Consider the following 22,363-nt stretch of genomic DNA (forward strand, 5'->3'; position numbering starts at 1 on the left):
GGACGTGCCTGCGCATCGGGCGACGAGTACGGAAACAGCGACGCGCCACTGAGGGCCGGCGGGGACGTGTGTCGCCCGACCGCACTCTTTTTGCCAATCGCTCCGAAATGTTCTCGCAAAGCGTAGGTCACACGTCTGACCATTGCAACCGGCAATTGGAGGTGGTCTATGCACGAATCTGGTCGGATCGGGCAGAGCCTCCACGATGGACAACAGGCCCCTGGCGCATCGTCCGACGAATCTGAGAGGTGCCGGCGCAGCCCCTCGGGGCCGGCCGCGTACCGGACGTGTGTCTCATTGCCGACCGTCATGCCGACACGGAATCGATAGCGTGATGCCCCAGCCGCCGTCCGGAGGGGTGACACGCGTGGGCCAGAACGATCCGGATCCGGGAGGCTCGGCCAGCCTGTACAGGTACTTCCTCCTCCTGCTGGACGGTCTGGGCATCGGCCGGCCCGGCTGGGCCCCCTGGTTGTTCGGGGCGTTGATGGCGACGGTGACGCTGCTCTCGCTCGCGCCGGCCCTGCACGGCCTGGCATTCGTCGTCCGGGTTCTGAAGGGGTGGCGGGACCGGCGCCGTGACCCTCGACGCCTGCGACGGCGGGCGCTGTTCGCCGATCACGTCGAGAGTCAACTGCGTCGCCTCGACGAGCGGGAGGAGTGGCGCGACCACCGGTTCGCCCGGCTGGAAGCCGAAGTGGAGATGGAGGGCCGCCGGCACCGCTTCGTTCCCCGCCGGCTCCACCGTTGGCGCAACGACCTCCGGCGGGAGAAGTCGCTCTCCAAGGCGCTGCAACGCAGTGGTGAGCGCCTGATCGTGTTACAGGGTGAACCGGGGTCGGGCAAGAGCGTGGCGATGCGCAACGCGGCGCGGGCGCTCGCCGAGAGAGCCATGCGTCGCCCGCGGCTGGACAGCCGGATCCCCCTCTACGTCAACCTCAAGCAACTGCGCCCGGTGGACGGACGCCTGGACGCGGAGACGGTCCGGTCGTTCGTGCTGGATCAGCTCAACCGGGTCAACAGCCGCGACGTCGAGCAGTTCCTGGCCGACGAGTTCACCCCGGGGATGCGCGACGGCACCTGGCTGTTCCTGTTCGACTCGTTCGACGAGATCCCGGAGGTGCTCACCGCCACCGAACTCGACGCCACCGTGGGCCGCTACGCCGACGCCCTCTACGACTTCCTGCACGGCATGAACGTCAGCCCCGGCGTGATCGCCTCCCGCGAGTTCAAGGGCCCGCGCCGCTTCGGCTGGCCCCGGTTCACCGTCCAGCGCCTGACCGAGCGCCAGAAGCGCGAGCTGATCCGCAAGGCGGACCTGACACCGGAGACCGAGGGGCAGGTGTACGCCGCCCTGGCCGGCGCCGACCCGATGGTGACCCGGCTGTCCGGCAACCCGATGCTGCTCGGCCTGCTGTGCGAGCACGTCCGGGCCACCGGCGCCTTTCCGAACTCCTCACACGCGATCTTCGAGACGTTCGTCCGACGCCGGTTGGAGGGGGACCGGGAGCGGCTCGGCCAGCGCTACGCCGTGGACCCGGACGAGCTGCGGCAGGTCGCCGAGGAGATCGCGTTTCGGCTGACCGCCGAGTTCGGCGTCGGGCTCAGCCCCTCGCGCGGGCAGGTGGCCCGACTGTTGGACGGCACCCGGGTCGGCGGCAGACCGATCGACCCCGCTCGGCTGCACCGGCTGTTGGACGCCCTGGAGTACGTGAAGCTGGCACAGTCACCGGAAGGCGGGAGCCCTGGTGACGACGCCCTCTTCACCTTCGCCCACCGTCGGTTCCAGGAGTACTTCGCCACCTGCGTGGTGATCCGGGAACCGGACCGGGTGCCGACCGAGGCCCTGCTCCTCGACGGCAGGTGGCGGGAGACCGCCGTGGCCCTGCTCCAGACGCAGGACGGCGAGGCGGTGACGGCCCTGGTCGCGGCGGCAGGCAGGATGCTCGCCCACGGCGCCGAGACGCTCTCCGTGTCGGCCGAGCCGCTCGACTTCCAGTGGCCCCCCAACAGCCTGCACCTGCTGGACCTCCTGGACACCGGTCTCGCCGGCCGACCCGAGGACGTACCCGCCCCGATCCGGGCCACGGTGACGACGCTGCTCACTGCGGCCTGGTCGTCCCAGCGCCGCCACTACCAGCTGTGGGCGGTGCACGCGACGCTCCTCGCCGAGCCGCCCACGGCCCGGACGATCCTGGAGGAGTCGTTCGCGTCGAAGAGCATGCTGCTGCGGGACGCCGCCTACCGGTACGCCGGGCGACTGCCGGTGGTGTCGGCGCGACTCGGTCGCCATCTCCGGATGGCGCTGATCGACCAGGCCGCCCAGGGGCGCCTGCTGTTCACTTGGCCCACCGTTCGCGCGCAGCTGTCCCGGCTGCACGAGCCCACGCCACAGCTACGCGCCGCACGACTGCTGAGATGGAGCCCGGTGGTGACCGGCCTGCTCGTCGTCCTGGCCTTTGTCGCCGGCGCGATCTTCCAGGGCGCGGGCCCACGAACGGGGTGGGCCTCCGGAGGCCTGACCGCCATCGGCCTCACCGGCGGGTTCTGGCTGCTTGACCTGTGGGGGTCCAGAGCGCGGTCCAGGACGCTGCCACCGGTCACCTGGACGTTCGGCGCGTCCTTTTCTGCCGGGGTCCGAGTGTTGGCCCTGTTCGTCGGGTTGGGCATCGCCCTGTACCGGGAGTCCGGGCTACCGGAACCGGCCACCGGGCACACGCTCTGGGGTCTGCTCTTCCTCCTCGCGCTCCTCTACGCGGTGGTCTGGCCCGCGGCGGCGGTTGCCGCGGTGGCCTGGGGTGCCACCACCCGGCTTGCCGCCTGGCCGTTCCTTCCACTGATCGTCATCCCGCACGCCGTCGTCGCGGTCGCACGGACCGGGTGGCGTCAACGGGTCAGGGCGGTCGCCTGGATGGCCGCTCTCGTCGCGGTCGTGCCCCTGGCGCTCAGGGCCGCACTGTGGATGGAGACGGTCCATCCGGGTGCCTCGGCCGTCCTGGCCTGGGTCTGTTACACCCTGACCGGCATGTTCACGGTGTGGTTCGTCGTCAGTTACCTCAGGTACGAGTGGGCCGATCGTCGACGCGTGTCGGCAGTTGCCGAACAGACCGCGCTGGACACCGACATGATGTGGCAGCTGGTCCGCCGGTTGCGTTCCGACAACGGCCTCCGCCTGTTGGCGAATCGCCTTCGACGCCAGCGCGTCCGCTGCACCGACGACGCGCTGCTCGTCTTCGACGAGCTGATCGTCGGCGCCGAGCGGCGCCGCAGCGAGGACCGACGCCTTCCCCTCTGGCGGCGGCACCTCGTCTGGTGGCGACGGAACTGGTGGTCACGGCCGTCGACCGGCTACCTGTCCCAGCAGACCATCGACGAGGTGGCACGGCTCGTCGCCGAGCGCAGCGGCAGCGCGACCACCGTGAGCGAGCACCGGCCCGAGCCGCCGACCCAGCGTGGACCGGGCAACGCCACGAAGGATCCCCGGAGGGCCGGGGTGGCCCCCGGCCCGGGGTAGGCCCCGCATCGCTGAACTGCGCGCGTCAGCGCGGTTTCAGGGCCCTTTCCGGGTGCTCAATACGTTCGCGACATGACAATCAAACGTTCCACGCGTACGAGGCGCGGGACTGCTGTGGTGGCGATGATGGCAGTCACCGCGGCAGGTGTCCTGTTCGGCGAACCCGCCTCGGCCGATCCCGTCCCCGTCCCCGTCCCCGTTCCTCAGGCGGCGCTCGCCGACCGCGCCTTCGGCCAGGTTGCCGAGATCCACTTCCAGGGCGCCGATCGGATCAAGGCCGTCGTGCTGTCCGCCGAGTTCGTCCAGTGGCACCGGCTGCACCCGAACGCCACGGCCGGTCAGGCACAGACCCAGCTCACGGCGCGCCAGCAGCTGCTCGACAGCTCGCTGACCGCGTACGACCTGTTGGTGCCCGAGCAGGACCTCCTGCTCAGGTCCGTCGACATCCTGCTCGGCGCGCCCGGCGGTGACACCCGCACCTCGCCGGAGATCACCGGTCTGGTCGGGGCCGTGATCGGTAGGACGGTCGAACCGTGGGACACCCGCGAGGAACTCGCCTCCGGCGCGCTGCGGACCGCCCAGTGGCTGCGAGGCCGTGACGACGCCCTCGCCGCCGTGTGGTCCGCGGTCCGACAGGCGGGCGCGGCCAACGCGTCGGTCGCCACCGCCTGGAACACCGTGCTCGGTGCGCCGGTCGGACTGGACGTGACCAACACCTACGAGGAGCTCACGCAGGATCCCGGCCTTTCGCACGTGGACCTCGACGCGATCCTGGCGCTGCGGAACGATCCGGTGGCGTACGTCGCGGCGGCCAAGCAGCAGCTCGCCTCGCTGCACGCGCAACTGCTCGGGCTGAGCCTGGAGATCCGCCTCGAGATCGGCGAGAACAACCGCAAGTGTCCCCCGGAGGGGCCGCCGAGCGCCGAGTGCACCGCGGCGGCCAGGAAGGCTGCCGAGGACCGGGACAAGGCACGGCAGCAGACGATCTCCGACGTCAAGGCCGGGGTGGGCATGGTGTCGACCATCATCGGGTTCGCCGACCCGGACGCCGGCAAGAAGTCCAAGGTGATCGGCGAGGCGGTCCTCACCACGATCAGCGCCATCTCCAAGTACGCGGCGGCGATCGCGGGGCGCGGCCTGGCCGGCTCGATCTTCAGCACCGCGACGTTGGCGATGACCGGCAACATCTTCGGTGCCGTGATGTCGATCGTCGGGCTCTTCGGCAGCAGCGCCCCGTCACTGGACGCGCAGATCCTCGCCCAGGTCAAAGCACTGCGCGACGAGGTGCGGGCCCTCGGCAACGAGATGCGCGCCAGCTTCGCGCGGGTCGAGGCTCAGATCAACACGGTGTACGCGAACATGATGGCCCAGTTCGACAAACTGAACGCGGCGATCGCCGGCAACACCGCGCAGATCACCCTCGTCCAGCAGCAGGTCGCCCAGCTCGGCCTCCGCCTGGAGGACATCGCCGCCACCGTCCTGGCCGCGATCGGCGACGCCACCCTGCACGACGCCCGCGCCGACATCAACCAGTACATCGGCTACCGGGAGAACTTCGGCCAACCGATCCCGACGTACGGCGAGTTCGTCGGCCCGGAGAACGAGTTCCACCTGACCGCCACGCAGTTGGCCAGCGGCAGCGCCTTCGTGGTGCCCAGGACCGACGCCGACAACCCGGCGCTCGACCCGACCACCGTTCTCAACAGCTTCGGCGAGGCCCGGTCGATCAACTACCTGGCTCGGGTGGCCAGCGGGCGTGACCCGTCGATGGTCGAACCGGCGACGCCGGTCGGCAACCCGACGGTGTGGAACCTCGGCGCGCAGGCGTACTCCATGTTGTCGCTGCAGAACCCGACGTACGCCGCCCAGGTCAGCACCAGCCGCGCGGCGCAGATCGAGGCGGAGGGCACCCGCATCGCGGACCTCGCGGCCAGCTTCGGTCGGCCGGTCGACGGCAACGCCAACAGCCTGATCAGAGGGCTGATCGACGAGTACGTCGCCGCCACCAACGAGCTGTCGACCGCGCTGGCCTCCTTCCGGACCAACGAGATCCAGGCCCGCTGGGAGCCCGACGCCAATGGCGTGCAGGTGAAGATGCCCAAGAACTACGACCTGTTCTGGGACACCGACAAGGCGCTCGCCCCGGCACCGGCGAAGGCAGACGAGGCGACGGTGCCGGCGTGTGAGGGCTCCCGGCAGATCGACCGACCCAGCAACGTCCGCTACGAACTGATGTCGAACATGGTGCAGACGCTCCAGTACGCGTACACGCCGCGCCTCGGCGAGCCGCCGGCGGGCGTACGGGAGTTGCCCGAGGTCGGCTACTGCTACACGCCGAGCTGGGTCCCCACGCGAGTGACGGACAACGGGAACGTGATCCGCGCCTACGGCAAGCTGCGCTTGCAGATCCACAGCCGGTTCCGGCTCAACTCGTCCACGGCCTGGCAGAACTCGCGCACCGCCGACTACACCTGGCCGGACGAGCAGGTCTACCAGACCTACTGCGAGTTCTTCAACTGCAGCAGCCAGACCTCGCCGGAACAGGCCCTGACCCAGAAGTGGCCGTCCGGCCGGTACGCCTTCGCGAGCGGCGCGACGGCCGTGAACAACACGGCCCTGGACGCCTCGCTCACTCCCACCCTGCGCGGTTTCCTGCAAGCCCGACAGAAGTCCCTCTACGACCGGGTACGCGACCTGAGCACCCAGGTCAGCGGGCCGGTACCGAGCGCGCTGAAGAAGATGAACACCTCCGCGCGGCTGCTCCAGGCGTACACCCGGTTGGGTCTGCCCAACGCCCTCGACTCGGACGACGTGCTGTCCGCGAACCTGTTCGGGCAGTACCAGCTCCCGGTGAACATGCCGACGGACGCCAAGGTCGGCAACGCCTACGCGAAGGCCGGCGGGAACTACGCGCTCTGCGGGCCGCCACCGTGCTCGCTCGACCCCAGCCGCCCGCTGCGCGACCAGGTCAGTCTCAAGCTGCCCTGCGAGCCCGCGGTCGACTCGTCCAACCTGCCCGGGGACCCGCTCGGCGACTGCCTGGTCACCAGCGCGCGGTCGCGCGCCACCGCGCTGACGCATCGGTACGAGATCTGGGCGGACCAGATGACCGCCGGGCTGCACCGCGAGCGGGTGCCGTGGCTGAACGACACCCTCACGGGTCTGCGCATCACCACGCGCCTGACCCACGCCAACTGACGCAGGCGTTGCCGGCGCCTTCGGGTGCCGGCAACGTGGCCGATCAGCGCTGACGGGTCGGAACGACACGATCGGATCTGCGACGGCTCGGGGTTCAGACTCGCAGGGTTTGGCTCGGGCTGACGCCGTAGGCGCTCCGGTAGTCGGCGCTGAATCGGCCCAGGTGGGTGAAGCCCCACCGGTGAGCGATCACCGTGACGGTGACGCCGGTGCTCGGGTCGGCGTTCTGGAGGTCGCGGTGTGCACGGTCGAGACGGACCGTGCGGACGTAGCTCGTCGGTGTGGTGCCGAGGTGACGGCGAAACGCGAGCTGGAGTGCGCGGGGATGCACGCCGGCCGCGGCGGCGATCTGCGCCACGGTGACCGGCCGGTCCGCGGTGTCGTCGACGTAGGCGATCGCCCGCCGTAACGCCCGAGGAGGAACGCCGCCGCCCGGGTCCAGGCGCGCGTCCAGGCTGGTGTTGGGGAACACCGCGAGTGCCGTCTGCGCCAGGAGCTGGCGTGCCTGTGCGGTGACGAGCGGATTCGCCACCAGGATGGGGTCGGACAGGATGCTGTGGGTGACGTAGGAGACGGTTGCCGACCAGTGGCGGCCCAGCTCAGCCGAGATCGGCCGGGTGCTCTCGAAGCGCAGGTCCGCACCGCTGAAGCCGTCCGGCGTGCCGGCGGCCTCTTCGAGCAACGCGCGCGGCAGCCGCGTGGCGAACACGTCGACATCGTCGAAGTCGATGCCCAGGGAGTCGTCCGGCAGGAGCAGGAACACGTCACCCGGTCTGAGCCGGTGTTCCTCCTTGTCCTTGACCAGGGCATAGCGGCCACGTATCGCATGAGAGATGTTGAGGTCGCCGTCCGGTGCGGTCTCCACCCGGTTGTGCGTCGAGTAGGACAGCCGGGACATGCTGACGTCGCCGAGTTCGGTGGCGATCGTGCGCAGGCCGAACTCCCTGTCGCTGTCGTTCGACGTCCGGACCGTGACATCGATGTACGCCCGCCGGATGTAGTCGATCGCCTCGTCGGAGTCCGTGGTGGCGAAGCGCTGCCAGTGGGCGCCGGAGTAAAGGGTGTCGTCGACACTCATACCGAGACCAGGCCTTACGGGCGAGGCCACCTTCAGCCGGGTGCTCGGTGCCTCGACTGTCCACGATACGCACGACATTCGCGGCGGACGAACAGCGCTCTCCGGTGCGGTAGCGGCCCCGCGTGACGTGCGGTTGTGTGCAGGATGCCGGTCCCGCTCGGGCCTTGCCGCGCGGGCCCGGGGGTGCCCACGGTCAAACAGTCGGGCGTGGGCACCCGCAACTCGACCGTCGTCTACGGCTGGGTGCGGCGGTACTTGTTCTCGACCAGGCTCGCGGCGACGTCGCGGAGCTTCCGATTCGTGTCCTGGGACATCTTGCTCAGGATGGCGAACGCCTCGTCGGGGCTGCAGCGTCGTTCGGCAATCACGACGCCCTTGGCCTGCTCGATCACCGCGCGATACTCCATGGCTGCCTGCATGTGCTGCGCCAAGGTGGCCGTCGCGTCGTACAGGTGGGCGTTGGCGAGCGCGACCGCGGCGTAGCCGGAGAACGTCTGGGCGAGCACAATCGCCTCGTCGTCGAACGCGTCGGGTTTGGTGGAGTACATGTTCAGCGCTCCGGTGACCGTCTCCTGGACGGGCAGGCCGACCGACAGGGAACTGCGTACCCCGGCCTTGAGGGCTGCCGGCGTGTAGTGCGGCCAGCGTTGCTCACGGGTCAGGTCGGGCACCGACACGACAGCGGTGGTGGCCGCCGCCTCCAGGCAGGGCCCGCCGCCCTCCTCGTACTGGCGCTCGTCCAGGGTGAGGGCGAGGTCGCCGGTGAACGCGGCGGTGTGCGCGTTCCTGCCCCGGATCAGGGTCACCGACGCCTCGTCGACGCCGGCGATGGTCCGTCTGGCGAGGTTCGCAACCTGCTGCAGGACGCCTTCGAGGTCGGTCTCGTCCAGTTTGATCCGGCCGAGCTCGGCGAAGGCGTGCGCGGGGTCCAGGGGTTGCTGATCGGCCACGGATGACGTCCCTTGAAAAGGGCACAGCAGCTTGAATCCGCTGGACAAGCCGATGCGCAGGTCGCTGCAGGCTTTCCTCAGCGCGTGAGGGAGCCGGGACCTGCGCCGCTTTTTGACGCCGGGCTCGTCGACACAACCGGATGCGCCGACCACAGGCCTCGGATTGTAGTGGTCGGAAACCGAGGACACCGCACACGCCCATGCGCCACTCATGGCAACCGTTAATAGACGCAGGGTGATCGAGCCACCTCGGCAGGACCGCCACAGACACTCACCCATCCTGTTTCGTCGCGGTCTGTGTGACTCCCTCCTGCCGCAGTTCCAGGATGCGGTGCTGGTCGCTGCTCTGCACGAACCGGACTTCCAGATCGAGACCCGGGTGCAGGTAGAGGCCACCTGGGGCCGTCAGCAGGACGACCGGTTGCTGGTCGGCTGCGGAGAAGGTCAGGTGACCGTCGCTGACCGCGATGTCGATCGGGTAGTCGTCGCGAAGGGCGTAGCGACCCGCCACGTCACCGAGCGGCGCGGCGGTGACCTCGGTGGCGTACCGACGGTCCGCGGCGGCGCGGACGCTGGTCAGCAGCTCCCACCCGTCCTCCGAGTTGGTCATTGCCGCGACCGCGATGCCGCTGTCCGGCCACACGTAGGAGAAGCAGGTATAGCCGACGTTCAACCCGGTGTGCCCGAAACGCCGACAACCAGGCCGGTCGGCGAGTTCGGTGCCGAGCCCGTAGGCACCGCCAGGAATCTGCGGTGTCCACATCTCGGTGGCCAGGTCCCGGCCGAGCAGCTTCGAGTCCCCCGAGGCCGCCCGGGCGATCTCAAGGTCGAGCCGGAGCAGGTCGGTCGGTGTGCTCCACAGCCCGGCCGCCGCCAGCTCCGGCTGCACTCGCCAACCGCCCGGAACCCCAGTGCCGCCACCATGATGACCACGAGCCACCGGACGTGATTGCTGGTGCGGAAACCGCTGGTCGAAGCTGCTGTCGACCATGGGCACCGGCTCCAGGACCAACGATCGCAGGAGTGCCTCGAACGGGGTCCCGGTCACGTCCACCAGCAACTGCTGGAGCACCGAGTAGTGGCTGCCCGAGTAGCGGAAACGGCTGCCCGGCAAGAGGGTCGACCGCACCGGTGGAGTGTTCGTGGAGCCACTGCCCTCCAAGAGCTGCAACAGTGAGGGGGTGCGACCCTCGGCGTAGCCGCGATACCAGGTGTCGGACAACCCCGCGGTGTGCGCCAGCAGCTGTCGTACCGTGACTGCCGGTTTCTGGCCCGCGCGGTCGCGCAGGTGCCACGAGGTGAGGTACTCGTCGACGTCGGCGTCCAACTCCAGGACACCATCCTGGACCAGCAGCAGTGCGCCGAACGCCGCGACATGCTTACTGATCGAACAGGCCGCGAACGCGGTGCCCGCGGTCACCGGCGTCGACGTCTCACCATCCGTGACGCCGTACCCCGCTGCCCACACCGCACCGCTCACGTGCCCGACGGCGATGCTGACCCCCGGGACCTGGTAGATGTCCATCAGCTCGGACAGCGCCGCCGTGTCCGGCGAGAGCCGCCCGGAAGACACCTGCCGGTCGAGGTGACCCAGCAGTGACACCCAGTCCTGTGAGAGATCCACGTCCTCCACGCATCGATTCTCGACCACCCGGGCTGCCCGATCAACGCCGCGCCTGTCCCCCTCGTGCACCGCAACGCGCCACCGGCTCAGGTGTGCAGCGTCCGGCCGGGGCTGTGGCCGTAGGCCCGGCGGTAGTCGGTGCTGAAGCGTCCGGCATGGGTGAAGTTCCAGCGTGCCGCAATTGCCGCCACTGTCGCTCCGGTGCTCGGATCGGCGGCCTGCAGGTCGCGGTGGGCACGGTCGAGGCGGACCTGGCGCAGGTACTGCGACGGGGTCGTGTCACGATGCCGGCGGAAGGCGTTCTGTAGGGCACGCACGCTCAGGCGGGCCTCGGCAGCCAGGTCGGTCACGGTGACGCCGCGGTCGGCGTGCGCCTCGGCGTACGCCATGGCCCGTCGTAGTGTCGCCGGTGCGACCCGGCGCGATCCGGCGTTCACGTCGCCGTCCTGCGTGGCGTTGGAAAAGGTGGTCAACGCCGCTCTGGCCAGCAGCTGGCGGAGGTGGGCGACGATCAGTCGGTTGTTCGCGACGTCCGACCCGGACCGCAGCGACTGCCAGACGTACGCCACGGTCTGTGACCAGTGGCGGGCCAACACGTCGGTATTGGGGCGGCCGTCGCCGAAGCGAAGACCCGCAGCGTCGACGCCAACTTCCCGGGCGGCGTCCTCGATCAGCGATCGCGGCAGGCGCACCGTCAGGACGTCCACACCGCGGAACGTGACGGTCAGCGGTCGGTCCGGGGGTTGGAGCACGACGCCGCCGGCCTTGACGGGAAAGCGGTCACGACGGTCTTCCATGACGAAGTGCCCGTCGAGCATCACGTTGATGTTCAGGTCGGCGCTGGGCTCGGTCTGCACCAGGGTGCCCACGGAATAGTGCAGTCGCTGCACGGTCAGGTCGTCCAGAGCGGCCACTCTGGTGTCCAGCAGAGCGCCCTCGGGTCCTGGCTTGCTGAACCGCACCTGGAGGTCCACAAGCGCGGTGCGGAAGAAGTCGTGTGCCTCCTCGACGTCGGTCGTCCGAAAGCGCTGCAGATGGGACTGGTTGGTGTTCATGTCGCGCACGGTGACTCCCCGGCAGGGTCCGACTGGTGCTGGATGACGTGGCCTGCTCAGTGCACGATGCCCCAGGCGAGCGCCCTGAACCCTTACGCGCTGGCGGGAAGGTGGACGACGAGGATGACGGTGTCGTCGTGGACGTGACCGGCGGTGAACGCGGTGACGGCGTTGTCGACCGCGTCGACGAGCTGACCGGCGGAGGTGGCCGCGGTGTCCGCGAGCACTTCATTGAGTCGCTCGACCCCGAACAGGGCACGGTTGTCGGCGCGGCGACCTTCGGTGACACCGTCGGTGTAGAGGATGAGGCTGTCGCCGGGGCGTAGCACGGTGCGTTGGTCCCGTAGGACGGGCTGGTCGATGAGGCCGACAGCCACGCCGTGATGGCCAAAGGGTTCCACTCGGCCGTCAGCGCGGCGGATCAGGGCGGGTTCGTGCCCGGCGCAGCTGATCTGGGCGCTGATTCCCACGGAGTGGGGACGCAGGGTGGCGTAGGCGGCGGTGAGGAAGCGGGGATCCCTGGTCTGCCAGGCACGCAGGGTGGTATTGAGAGCGGCGAGGTTACGGCTCGGGGTGATGAGGCGCCCCGCGGTCGCCCTCAGCGTGTAGCGGGCCAGCGCGGTAGTCTTGGCCGCCTGCGGACCCTTGCCGCAGACGTCGCCCACGACAACAGCCCAGGTGTCGCGCGCCGACGGGAAGACGTCGTAGAAGTCACCGAGGACTTCGGCGGTGCCACCAGCGCCACGTCGGTAGCGCACGGCAATCTCGACGCCCGGCACGGGTGGCAGGTGTGGGGGAAGCAGGCTCTCCTGGAGCGTGTCGGCCAGTTGTTGCGCCTGGTCGGCGGCGGCCCGTGCGTCGGCGGTCGCCTCGTTGGCCCGGGTCGTCGCGGCCTGCGCGAGGATGGTCGCCGTCTCCGCGTCCTCAACGGCTTCCCGCAGTGCGATCTCGCCGGCTGCCGCAAGCGCGAGCGTCTTGAGAACCTGGATGTCGTGGGAAGTCCAGTGGCGGGTCGAGGTGTCGACGGCGCAGAAGGTGCCCAGCACGTGGCCGTCCGGGGAGCGCACCGGGAAGCCCGCCCACGCGGCCACTCCCATCAGCTCGATGGACGGGTTGTCAGCGGTACGCGGGTCGACGCGGGCGTCGTCCACGATCAGCTCGGCGTCAGCCTCGATGACGTACCGGCAGAACGACTGCTGCACGGTGTTCTGTCGGTCAGCAAGGTCGGTGCTGGCCACTCCAGTGCAGCTCTTCCAGAAAGACCGCGTCTCGTCGACCAGCGTCACGAAGGCGAACGGGGTGCCCAGCAGCGTCGCCGCCAGGCCCGTCAGTCGGTCGAACGCCACTTCCGGCCCGGTATCCAGCAACCTGGTGCGGTATACCGCGGAGATTCGGGCCGGATCGAGGACGCGGGGACGGTCATGTGTCGACTGGGTCACCGTCCTGCCTGAATCGCAGCCGCAAGGTGCGTGACCGAGGGTGCCGGCAACGAGCTCCCAGAAGCTGACCTTCGCCTCGCGCGGCGGCGCGTGCGGTGCCTCACGGCGTCGGCATGATCAGCTTTCCGCATGACGTCATTGTGACCACAGCGCTGCCACTCGTGGTAGCGGTCGATCGGCTCTGCCGGTGAGCGATCTGTCACCGGCGGGAGCACGCAGGTTGGACAACGCTCCGCAGGTCAAGCCCGCGAGGGGTCGCGTTCGCCGCCACCATTGGGCGTCATCGAGGGCACGGGCGTCGCGGCGGCCAGTCGCGCCGCCAGCCGCTCGTCGAGGTACGCGGCTATCTGCCCGTCCTCGGCCGGAGTCAATGTCGTCCGGCACAGGTACCGCGGATGCCGGTCCGCACAGTCCAGCCGGTACGCCTCCCGCGTCCGACTGACGTGCCTGATCGCCGTCCACGGCAACCGCAGTGACATGTGGGCGGTGTGCCACTCGATGGCCGACCCGGTGAACGCGTACCGCTGCGGCGCGAGCATCTCAGGGTTACGTCGCAGGTACAGCGTGCCGTTGATCAGCCCCACAAAGCACCAGAGCACCCCGAACGGAAGGCCGAACAGCCCGGCGAGGAGCCAGGGGCCGTCGGCCATGAACGTACCGAGGCTCGTGATCGACAGCAGCAGGCCTGCGATGACATAAACATGACTGGTCCGTCGCAGGTCTCGCCGCAGCATCCGCGTGAACCGGGCGTCGGGGGTGACGAGCAGGTCGAACCCGGACCCGAAACCTCCGTCGCCGAGCCTCTCGTCGCCCACCTGCACCCCTCGCCGTCTTCGATGTCAGCCGCAGAGCACCCAGCGAGCGACCACCGCCCACGTACACGAAAATAGCTCCGGCCGGGTGTTGACCATCAGCCAGGGCCCTGACCCGATCCATCCGGCTTGGGCGGCCCAGTCAGCCCGTAGGGTCGGTCGGGTGGCCGAGTCGCAGACCGAATTGGACCTTTCCTACATCGCCAGCGTGACGCGGGTCCGCGCAGCAGCTGGCGTTGTCCTCCGCGACCAGACCGGCCGGGTGCTCGTGGTCCACCCGACCTACAAGGACGTGTGGGAAATTCCCGGCGGAGTGGTGGAGCCGGACGAGTCACCGGCGGACGCCTGCACACGGGAGATCCGGGAAGAGCTGGGCCTGTCGATGCCGGCAGGAACCCTGCTGTGCGTCGACTGGGTGCCGGCGAGCCCGCCGTGGGACGGCGGGCTCATGTTCGTGTTCGACGGCGGGGTGCTGACGACGGACCAGATCGCGACAATGCGGCTGTGCCCGGACGAGCTCAACCGGTTCGAGTTCGTCGAGCCGGAGCGCTTGGGCGAGGTGCTGATCCCCCGGCTGGCACGGCGGGTCACCGCGGCGATTGCCGCGATCGGACACGGCGGCATCTACCTTGAGGACGGGGCCGCGCCCTCAATCAGATAGGCGGCGGAAGAGCCGTGGGGGCATCTCCGACGCACCAGCCATTCGCCCGGTTCCGCGGCTGCCGCCTCAACCAGAGCCGCAGCCGTAGCGGTGTCAGCCGGTCGTGGTGGTGCACCCCATCCGCCCGCACATCGATGCCCAGAGCGTCGTGTCCGGGCTTCCAGCGGGTTCAGCGAGCACGATGCCTCCTCGGCTTCAGTCGTTGCGCACGGTGAGTTTGAGAGCGGCGACGGTCAGCTGGGTGAGGTCAGGGAGTTGGTCTTCGCCGAGGGTGACGCCGCGCAGGTTGTCGAGGTGCGTTTTGAGGCCCTGGAGCCGGCTGCCCCGCAGGTCGGTGCCGTCGAGGTGGCAGGAGTCCAATTCCAGTCCGGCAAGGTCACATGACCGCAGCGCGATGCGAGGTAGTCGGCAGGAGGACCACGCGCCGTTGGTGAAAGTGCACTCGGTGAACGCGACCGAGCCGGCGGCGGTGACACGCTGGAAGGTGGCGTAGTCGAAGCGGCAGCCGTCGAACAGGACGTCCTTGAGGCGTACGTCGGTGAGCCTGGTGCCGGTGAACCGGGAGCCGGTAATGGCGCAGCGTTCGATGGTGACGCCGGTCAGGGTCGCGCCGGAGAAGTCGGTGCGGGCTATCTCGCAGCCGTAGACGCTGCCCGCTTCCCAGGTGCTCTCGCTCAGGTCCACGCCGGTGATCAGACTGCTGCGGATGCGGGCGTCCTCCAGGTGCGAGCCGTGCCACGCTGCGCCCTCGACCAGGGCCTCGGTGAGACCGCCGTCCAGGTCCGTCGTGGTGTCGAGGTCGTCCGGTTCGAGGTCCGGCAGCAGGACCTTCACGTCGCCGATCGTGGTGGTGCGCACGTGTCCTCAACCTGTGTGGGCGCGGGGTGGGCACGCCCACCTCGCGCGTCCGTGGTGGGCCTACTTCTTCTTGTTCCAGTTGTCCCAGCCGGGTCGACTGTCGAACTTACCCTTGTTGTCCCAAGCGGGGCGGTTGTCGAACTTCGCCGCGTCGATCGCTACCGACCGCTCAGGGTCGACGCCGAGGCGAGCGAGTTGCTCGGGTGCGGCGTTGACGAGGACCGCGAGAGCGTTGGTCATGGTGCTTCTCCTTGAGGGGCGAGGTGATCCGCGGCGGCGCGGACGAGGGCCTGTCGGGTGGTCCGGCAGTAGGCGGTTTCATGGGCGGTGAACGTGGCGTGCTCGAAGTAGCGGTTGCCGGCCTGGGCGCCGCGGCAGAAGTCGTAGAAGGCGCAGCGATCGGCGCAGTCGTTGAGGGCCGCAATGAACTCGGCGACGTAGCCCAGGTCGCCGGCGCCGGCAAGCATGGCGGTGATGGGCTGATGAAGGACGTTGCCGGCGATGAAGTCGCCGTATCGCGGCTCGGTGATGCCGAGCAGTTCCGGTGACAGCAGCACCACCTGCCCATCCCAAGAGACGGTCGGGATCGGCTCGTACGGCGCGTGATCGACGCGGCCAGCGCGGGTGGCGGCGAGATAGTCGGCCAACCGGTCCACGTCGCGGATCCGCAGCGGGCTGCCGCCAACGCGACGTTCGATAAGGCGCTGCCAGAACCGGTACGCGGCGTCCTCCGACACCGGTGCCCGGTCGGCGCCCTCCTGCTCTTCGATGTTGAAGCCCACCGACTCGCAGCCGGGCAGGCCGGTGAAGAAGTCGATGAGGGCGTCCGCGTGGTCGATGGTTTCCGGGGTGACTACACAGATCACCGAATACCTCAGTCCTGCCTCGGCCAGGGTCTGTATGCCGCGCAGCGTGCGGGCGTCTGTTGACGTGCCGGCCCGGTCGAGGCGGTTCCGGTTCAACGCGCCCGGTCCGTCGATGCTGACCCCGACCTCGAACCCATAAGCGGTGAAGAGCTCGCACCATTGCCGGTTGATCAACGTCGCGTTCGTTTGGATCTCGTGACGCACCATCCCCGCGCGCCGAAGCTCCTCGAACGGGGCCAATAAATCACGGAACAACCCGATGGGAGTGGCGATGGGTTCGCCCCCGTGCCACACGACGCTCACCGGATGACCGCTGTTCTGCTGGGCGATCGACTCGGCGCAAGCCTGCGCGACCGCGCCGCTCATCAGGCGGAGGGATCTCCGGTCGGGCAGGTAGCAGTAGGTGCAGTCGAGGTTGCAAAAGCTCGTCGGCTGCACGACCAGGGTGTGGAAGCTGCCGGCGACCGCCGGCTGGCCGGTGACGTTGATGAGGCCGATGCCGTTCACGAGGAGGCCTCTCCGATGCTGGCGGCCGTGGTGGTACTGACGCGGTAGGCGTGGGTGTGGCGGGCGGGCCAGCCGAGGAACCGGTCGAACATGTCGGCGGCGCTGCCCGTGACGCTCGGGTTGAGCCGATGCAGGTCGTCGATCGCGTCGTGCAGGCAGCCGGCCAGGTAGAGGAACAGGCTCACCGGCTCTTCCCGGTACTCGGCGAGGAGCGCGAGCTTCGCAGCGCCGCAGGGCCACGGCTGCCCGCACCGGCGGCACAGCCACAGCGGGCGCATCGACAGATGCTCTACCTCGGCTGGCGCGAGCCGGTTCGCCGCGAGACGGCGCTGCTGCCCGGTCACCGGCGACCACCCTCTCGGGCCTGCTGCTCGAACAGCCGACGCCACACGAAGGTGAGCAGCGGAGGATCAGCGCGCCGCACCTGCCCCTGTGAGGACGTCCACCTGGGCTCGGGGCGCCGGAACTGGCTGGCCATTGCGTTACGCGAGACGTATACCGTCATGCCTCCGCCCCACCAGGAACGATGAGCGGCGGGCTCGCCGGGGGAATGGCGAGCCCGCCGCCGCATCACGGCGGCTGGGAGCAGGCCGCCGATCACCCACCCACGCAGCCCTCATGGCGGTACGCAGGCGGGGAGAACGCCGAGACAGTTCGTTCCAGGACGGGCCGAGCCAGCGGCCCAAGCCGTGGTGTGGTGCGCCGCCCATCGATCCCTCCATTTGCAGCTCCCTGTTAGGTCATCCCCGACACCGGCATCGACACGCGCCGGTGATCTGGGGTGAACTGAACGTAGGGGCGGTCCGTACGGAGGACCGGGAAAATCCGTACCGGGTCCGGCGGCCTTCAGCGGGCAGGGTGATGGTGTGCGAGGGATGACGGAGGACATGACCATCGGCCAGCGCGTCGCCTTCTACCGGCGTCGACGAGGCCTCTCCCAAGAGGTGCTAGCCGGTCTGGTCGGCAAGACCCAGGAGTGGTTACGCAAGGTCGAGACGAACCGGGCCGACCTCGACCGGCTGTCAGTCATACGCGCGATCGCCAAAGCCCTCGACGTGTCCCTCGGCGACCTGATCGGTGCACCGAGCCTGTTCGAGTGGTCGGACGACTCAGGGCGCGAGACCATCCCGGCCTTGCGGGCCGCGCTTCACGACTATCGTCACCTCGCGCCGACGCTGGCCAGCACGGGGGACGTCGAAGCGCCCGCCCTGCGCGAGATCGAGAACGACGTCGCCGAGATCTGGGCCGCCTACCAGCACTCGCGATACGGCACCCTCGCCCGCCGGCTGCCCTACCTCATCCACGACTGCCTCACCGCCACTGAGGCGTACGACGGAGACGATGGCCAGCGAGCGCACGCGATGACCGCCTACGCCCACCAGCTCGCTGCGTTGTTCCTCACCAAGCTCGGCGAAGGTGACCTCGCGTGGACCGCCGCCAGCCGTGGGCTGGCGGCCGCCAACGCCAGCCACGACCACGTCGTCATCGGCTCGCTCAGCCGCTCCGCCGCGCACTCGCTGGCGTCCATCGGCGAATATGCGCAGGCTCGTGGCCTCGCAGCCACGGCGGCGCAGTTCCTGGAACCACGGCTCGCCAAACCCACTCCGCAGCTGCTGTCGGTCTACGGCAGCCTGCACCTCGTCTGCGCGCTGGCCGCCGCCCGAGACGACGACCGCGCCTCCGCCGACACCCACATCGCCGAGGCCGATGCCGCCGCACGGCGGCTCGGCGCCGATGGCAACCACGTCTGGACCGCCTTCGGGCCGACCAACGTGTCGATCCACAAGACGACCGTGGCGATGGAACTCGGCGACGTGCAGCGCGCCATCGCCATCGGCGCCACACTCGACACCAGCACCGTGCCCGTCGAGCGGCAGGTTCGGCACGCCATCGAAACCGCCCGGGCCCTTGCCCGGTGGAACCGCATCGACGACGCGCTCACGGCGCTCCTGGAGGCCGAGGTCATCGGCCCCGACCAGGTGCGCTACCACCAACTCTCCCGCGACCTCGTCCGCGACATCCTCACCCGCCCCCGGCCACCCCGACTGGCCGTCGAACTCAGCGACCGGATGGGCGTCCGGTCGGGAGGACCGCGCTGGTAGCCGGGCTCAAATTAGCCGGCTCGTGTAACCAGCCGCGACCAGGCGCTCGAACGCCGTCCGCACCTCGTCCGGCATCTCCTGCGGGATCGCGAACCCGCGCTCCGCGTACACCTCGATCCGCTGCGTGTCGCCTACCAGCATGTCCACCACCCGCCGCGGATCGCCGATGCTGGCCACGTAGTCGTCCAGTTCGAGTGGGTTCGACGCGCACACCACATCGACCTCCGGCCACATCAGCCTGCAGGTGGCGTAGGCCCGACGCTGCTGGTAGGGCCGCGACATGATCAGCACCGACTTCACCGGCATCTGGCGTTCGGCCAGGAGCTGACGGGAGTACTCCAGGTTCTGGGCGGTGTTCGTGGCACGCGGCTCCACGAGAATCGCTTCCGCGGGTACGCCCTGCTCGATGGTGTACTCGCGGTAGTGCACTGCTTCTCCACGCGGGAACCGCTCGACGGTCGTTGGGGCGTTCGCGCCAGTGAACACGATCCTTGGGAACAGGCCCTCGTGAAACAAGCGCGTCGCGATTACGGCCACGCCGAGATCGTGACTGCCCAACCCAATCCCCACGTCGCACGGGCGCAACTCGTGGCGCATGTCGTGGTAGCGCCACAGCGTCTCCACATCCGCCCGGATCGCGTCAGGGATCGCCTCGGCAGGTGCCGCTGCATGCCGGTTCATCAGCACCTACCAGGTCCGGTCCGCGCTGGGTTCCCTCATGCCGCCAGCGTAGGGCTAGCAGGGCAGCACGACGCCGCTGACTCCAGCACCACGCCGCTGACCTCGCCAGGACCAGAGGGCTGGCGGCGGCCAAGGCATCATGAAGGGGTGCGGTCAGGATCCGACCTCGATGAGGCAACGCCTGCCGCCTTCGCCCGGCACCTGCCACACCTGCTCGTCCGGCCACTGGCGATACAACAGCTGCCGTGTGGTCGTGGCGACAACGTTCGGCAGCGGCCCACGAAGCAGGTCGGCCTGCAGTCGTTCCTCCCGCTCGGCGTCCTGCGCGATCAGCAGAACCGCCCCGACCGGCACCAGCCGGTCCGCACGCCGGTAGCCGCCCAACAGTCCACCCAACCCTGACGCCGGCCGCTCGTACTCGGCGACAACGTCTCCGGTCGGGCCACGGTCGACGTGTACCAGGAACCGCAGGCACCGACCGTCCTGCAGCCATACGCCGTAGCCGTCGGCCCGCAGCTGCGCCAGGTCGTGCTGGCGCAACCACGACGAGGTCTCCATCGTCGCCAGCCACTGGAACAACTCGCACCGCCCCGGGTTGCGCCGCGACACCTCGACCAACGGCAGAAACAGCAGGGCATCCGCCGCACTGGAGGGCCGCTGACCCAACCGCAACGGAACCGGCCGAGCTGACGGCGTCAGGGCGCGCCGGAGCACCTCGGTCCCCTCGGCCGTGACCCCGTACCACCAGGTATGGGTCCGGTCCTCCGCCGAGCGCTCTCGGCGCACCAGTCCCGACTCGTGCAGCCACACCAGGTCTCGGTGAGCGGTCAGCCGCGACACCGCGCAGACAAGCGCCACGTCCAGCGTCGACGCGGACCCATGCTGTGCCAGGTACGACAGGATCCGCCACCGCCGCGGGGACAGCCGCCGCACGGCATCCTGGTCACCCATTCTCTGATGATCCCTCCGAGCCCCGGTGGTCCGACATCCTATTCACCAAGGCTGTAACAGAGAGTGGTCGATGCCCTGATCGCAAGATCGGGAACCGGGACCACCGTGACCGGAGACAGCGCCCGCCGGAGGCCGTTGAGCGAGGCGTCAACGGGCCGTGCGAGCACCCGTCTATCCAAACCGTGGGTTTGGGGCCGATTTTGGAGATCACTGTTCACTAAATCAACCGAAGAGCTGAGGACAGAAGAGGCGAAGCGGTCAAACCAAACCCCCAATTGTTGATCTCCACAGAGAGCGCTGCACCGCTGCACCAATCTCCAGGAACGCCTGACACGCGCCTTTCCGGCCCAGCAATGGCGCACCACGGGCCGAGACAGCGGTTACTAAAAGTAATGAGAAAGATGAGTTCTCGCGCTGGCGTTTGACTGAGAGGCCAACCCTCACCGCTGCCGGCTAGTGCCGGATCCATTCAAATGTGGGACTGTCTATGTAACTAAACGTGCCTGGGCAGCTGCATTTAGCGATGTGGGTGGTTCCGTTGGAACAGCTTCCGTTGTGGGGACCGAGCACCGACGAAGATCCGAGACCGAAGCCAGTCCTGGCACGACCAGCGACACTCCGCCTCCTGATCACAGTGAAGGCGGCACCCAACCCCTCCGCGCGGTACGGCGAGACGGTCTGCGTCGGGGCACTGGGCATGGACCCGCCCTGGACAGGTTGGATTCGCCTCTACCCGGTCCACTATCGAGACCTCGACGACGACGGCAAGTTCCACAAGTACGACATCATCCACGTCGACGCACTGCCAGCCAGTCAGGACCAGCGGCGCGAGAGTTGGAAGCCGATCGTGGACACCATCACCACCGAGCGGCACATCGCCAGCCGACAGTCGCGTCGAAACCTCCTCGATCCGCTCGTCGAAGACTCCATGTGCTGGCTCAACAAACAGGCCCGCGACGACCGGAGCGCACGATCGATCGCGCTGATTCGCGTGGCCGACATCTCGTCTCTTCAGGTCAAGCGCCATCCCGGCTGGTCGGCGGAGGATCGCAAGAAGATCGCTGGCTACCTAAACCAGCTCGACCTACTGGAACCGGCCAAGCGCAGCCCGCTTCAAGCACCACGCTTCACTGGTGCCTACCGCTATCGCTGCGCAGACCGTCATTGCAGCGGTCACCAACAGACACTCTGGGACTGGGAGTTCGTCGCCCTACAACGTCGTCTAGACCAGCTCACCGACGCGGAGGCCGCGGAACAGCTGAGAAACAAGTTCCTCACCCAGCTCTGCGCCGCCGACCGCGACGTCGCCTTCTACGTAGGCAACCAAGCGGCAAGACCGCAGTCCTTCAGCATTGGCGGTGTCTACGCACCGAGACGGCCCACCTCGCGATACCGATTGCACCTCAACCGATGATGTCGGACAGCACGTCGGCATGGCACGAATCCTCGACGCGGCACCAGCACGCCAACTGCTTCCCCGTAAGCTCCCGCCGCGCCCGGTCAACAAGGGCCGGCTGCCCCACAAGCCACTGCCGATAGAGGCGTAACGCCTCCGCCCGATCATGCTTCCGCAGGCTGAACGGATTGGCCCAGGGAGAACGCCGCAACCCGAACCCCTGCCGCCCCACATACACGGCTCCGGGCGGCACCATCGGGTGATAGAGATCCCCCTGCACGCGAACCCGCAGCTGTCCCCCCACATCACCAGCGTAATCGCCAACGACTGGATGCTCGGAGAAGCGCGGCGGCCGCCTCGGCGGTCGGATGCGCCAACGCCCTGACGCCCTGTACAGGATGGCCACCTCAGAAATGACGATGAGCGCGGGCATCCACGGAACAACGACGTGTCCCGGCAACGCCAGCCCGGTCCAACGGCTCCCGAGCACCCGCCGAGCGACCACCCACCACCGGCGCACGCGAAAAAGGCCCCGACCCGGTGTGAACCACCAGGCCAGAGCCTTGATCGTTGGTGCGCCGCCAGGGACTCGAACCCCGAACCCGCGGATTAAGAGTCCGCTGCTCTGCCAGTTGAGCTAGCGGCGCTCGTCGGCAACGGAGAGAACATTA

The 22,363-nt window shown here is 68.7% G+C and carries 19 protein-coding genes and 1 tRNA gene; 5 read left to right on the forward strand and 15 right to left on the reverse strand.

The window, feature by feature from the left end; all coding sequences use genetic code 11:
• The first annotated feature begins 367 nt into the window (after positions 1-367).
• Together LADH09A_RS12680 and LADH09A_RS12685 are read left to right on the forward strand one after the other, a co-directional pair.
• Entirely contained in the window at positions 368-3,514 is a 3,147-nt protein-coding gene (locus LADH09A_RS12680) for an NACHT domain-containing protein (protein WP_238645101.1), read from the forward strand.
• A gap of 126 nt (positions 3,515-3,640) precedes the next feature.
• The gene (locus LADH09A_RS12685; protein WP_238645102.1) at positions 3,641-6,712 is read left to right on the forward strand and encodes a hypothetical protein; all 3,072 of its coding nucleotides are present in this window, start codon (positions 3,641-3,643) and stop codon (positions 6,710-6,712) included.
• A 94-nt stretch (positions 6,713-6,806) separates the two neighbouring features.
• On the opposite strand, the gene LADH09A_RS12690 is transcribed toward LADH09A_RS12685, so the two are convergent.
• The 6 genes from LADH09A_RS12690 to LADH09A_RS12715 form a co-directional block, all read right to left on the reverse strand.
• The gene (locus LADH09A_RS12690; protein ID WP_238645103.1) at positions 6,807-7,790 is read right to left on the reverse strand and encodes a helix-turn-helix transcriptional regulator; all 984 of its coding nucleotides are present in this window, start codon (positions 7,788-7,790) and stop codon (positions 6,807-6,809) included.
• A gap of 233 nt (positions 7,791-8,023) precedes the next feature.
• Positions 8,024-8,740: an ANTAR domain-containing protein gene (locus LADH09A_RS12695; protein ID WP_372492264.1), complete on the reverse strand. Its 717-nt coding sequence runs from the start codon at positions 8,738-8,740 to the stop codon at positions 8,024-8,026.
• A gap of 271 nt (positions 8,741-9,011) precedes the next feature.
• Positions 9,012-10,373: a serine hydrolase domain-containing protein gene (locus tag LADH09A_RS12700; protein WP_238645104.1), complete on the reverse strand. Its 1,362-nt coding sequence runs from the start codon at positions 10,371-10,373 to the stop codon at positions 9,012-9,014.
• 77 nt (positions 10,374-10,450) lie between these two features.
• Entirely contained in the window at positions 10,451-11,419 is a 969-nt protein-coding gene (locus LADH09A_RS12705; RefSeq protein WP_238645106.1) for a helix-turn-helix transcriptional regulator, read from the reverse strand.
• Positions 11,420-11,511: 92 nt separating this feature from the next.
• On the reverse strand, positions 11,512-12,765 hold the full coding sequence (locus LADH09A_RS12710) for a PP2C family protein-serine/threonine phosphatase (protein WP_238645107.1): 1,254 nt from the start codon (positions 12,763-12,765) through the stop codon (positions 11,512-11,514).
• A gap of 332 nt (positions 12,766-13,097) precedes the next feature.
• The gene (locus tag LADH09A_RS12715) at positions 13,098-13,673 is read right to left on the reverse strand and encodes a hypothetical protein (RefSeq protein ID WP_238645108.1); all 576 of its coding nucleotides are present in this window, start codon (positions 13,671-13,673) and stop codon (positions 13,098-13,100) included.
• Positions 13,674-13,833: 160 nt separating this feature from the next.
• On the opposite strand from LADH09A_RS12715, the gene LADH09A_RS12720 reads away from it, so the two are divergent.
• A complete protein-coding gene (locus LADH09A_RS12720) occupies positions 13,834-14,331 on the forward strand; it encodes an NUDIX domain-containing protein (protein WP_238645111.1) in 498 nt (165 codons plus the stop codon).
• Positions 14,332-14,526: 195 nt separating this feature from the next.
• On the opposite strand, the gene LADH09A_RS12725 is transcribed toward LADH09A_RS12720, so the two are convergent.
• The 5 genes from LADH09A_RS12725 to amcA (LADH09A_RS31900) are packed head-to-tail and all read right to left on the reverse strand — an operon-like array spanning position 14,527 to position 17,067.
• Positions 14,527-15,189: a pentapeptide repeat-containing protein gene (locus LADH09A_RS12725; RefSeq protein WP_238645113.1), complete on the reverse strand. Its 663-nt coding sequence runs from the start codon at positions 15,187-15,189 to the stop codon at positions 14,527-14,529.
• A 60-nt stretch (positions 15,190-15,249) separates the two neighbouring features.
• Positions 15,250-15,429 (reverse strand): multiple cyclophane-containing RiPP AmcA, encoded by a 180-nt coding sequence (gene amcA / locus LADH09A_RS12730; RefSeq protein WP_238645117.1) that lies wholly within the window; start codon positions 15,427-15,429, stop codon positions 15,250-15,252.
• On the reverse strand, positions 15,426-16,562 hold the full coding sequence (gene amcB, locus LADH09A_RS12735) for a cyclophane-forming radical SAM peptide maturase AmcB (protein WP_238645118.1): 1,137 nt from the start codon (positions 16,560-16,562) through the stop codon (positions 15,426-15,428). The genes amcA (LADH09A_RS12730) and amcB overlap by 4 nt, the downstream gene beginning before the upstream one ends.
• The gene (locus LADH09A_RS12740) at positions 16,559-16,906 is read right to left on the reverse strand and encodes a hypothetical protein (RefSeq protein ID WP_238645119.1); all 348 of its coding nucleotides are present in this window, start codon (positions 16,904-16,906) and stop codon (positions 16,559-16,561) included. The genes amcB and LADH09A_RS12740 overlap by 4 nt, the downstream gene beginning before the upstream one ends.
• The gene (gene amcA / locus LADH09A_RS31900) at positions 16,903-17,067 is read right to left on the reverse strand and encodes a multiple cyclophane-containing RiPP AmcA (RefSeq protein ID WP_308194545.1); all 165 of its coding nucleotides are present in this window, start codon (positions 17,065-17,067) and stop codon (positions 16,903-16,905) included. Before amcA (LADH09A_RS31900) ends, LADH09A_RS12740 begins: the two co-directional genes overlap by 4 nt.
• 370 nt (positions 17,068-17,437) lie before the next feature.
• Here amcA (LADH09A_RS31900) and LADH09A_RS12745 point away from each other — a divergent pair, with 370 nt between their 5' ends.
• The gene (locus tag LADH09A_RS12745) at positions 17,438-18,664 is read left to right on the forward strand and encodes a helix-turn-helix domain-containing protein (protein ID WP_238645121.1); all 1,227 of its coding nucleotides are present in this window, start codon (positions 17,438-17,440) and stop codon (positions 18,662-18,664) included.
• Between the two features lie 6 nt (positions 18,665-18,670).
• On the opposite strand, the gene LADH09A_RS12750 is transcribed toward LADH09A_RS12745, so the two are convergent.
• On the reverse strand, positions 18,671-19,351 hold the full coding sequence (locus LADH09A_RS12750) for a YdcF family protein (protein WP_238645122.1): 681 nt from the start codon (positions 19,349-19,351) through the stop codon (positions 18,671-18,673).
• A gap of 147 nt (positions 19,352-19,498) precedes the next feature.
• Positions 19,499-20,296: a DeoR family transcriptional regulator gene (locus LADH09A_RS12755; protein ID WP_238645124.1), complete on the reverse strand. Its 798-nt coding sequence runs from the start codon at positions 20,294-20,296 to the stop codon at positions 19,499-19,501.
• Positions 20,297-20,819: 523 nt separating this feature from the next.
• Here LADH09A_RS12755 and LADH09A_RS12760 point away from each other — a divergent pair.
• The gene (locus LADH09A_RS12760) at positions 20,820-21,710 is read left to right on the forward strand and encodes a DUF8757 domain-containing protein (protein ID WP_274529447.1); all 891 of its coding nucleotides are present in this window, start codon (positions 20,820-20,822) and stop codon (positions 21,708-21,710) included.
• On the opposite strand, the gene LADH09A_RS12765 is transcribed toward LADH09A_RS12760, so the two are convergent.
• The gene (locus tag LADH09A_RS12765; RefSeq protein ID WP_238645137.1) at positions 21,700-21,996 is read right to left on the reverse strand and encodes a DUF4326 domain-containing protein; all 297 of its coding nucleotides are present in this window, start codon (positions 21,994-21,996) and stop codon (positions 21,700-21,702) included. The genes LADH09A_RS12760 and LADH09A_RS12765 overlap by 11 nt on opposite strands.
• A gap of 267 nt (positions 21,997-22,263) precedes the next feature.
• Positions 22,264-22,339 (reverse strand) — tRNA-Lys (locus LADH09A_RS12770).
• Positions 22,340-22,363 lie beyond the last annotated feature (24 nt).

The sequence above is a fragment of the Micromonospora cabrerizensis genome, from assembly GCF_022230955.1.
Taxonomy (GTDB): domain Bacteria; phylum Actinomycetota; class Actinomycetes; order Mycobacteriales; family Micromonosporaceae; genus Micromonospora; species Micromonospora cabrerizensis.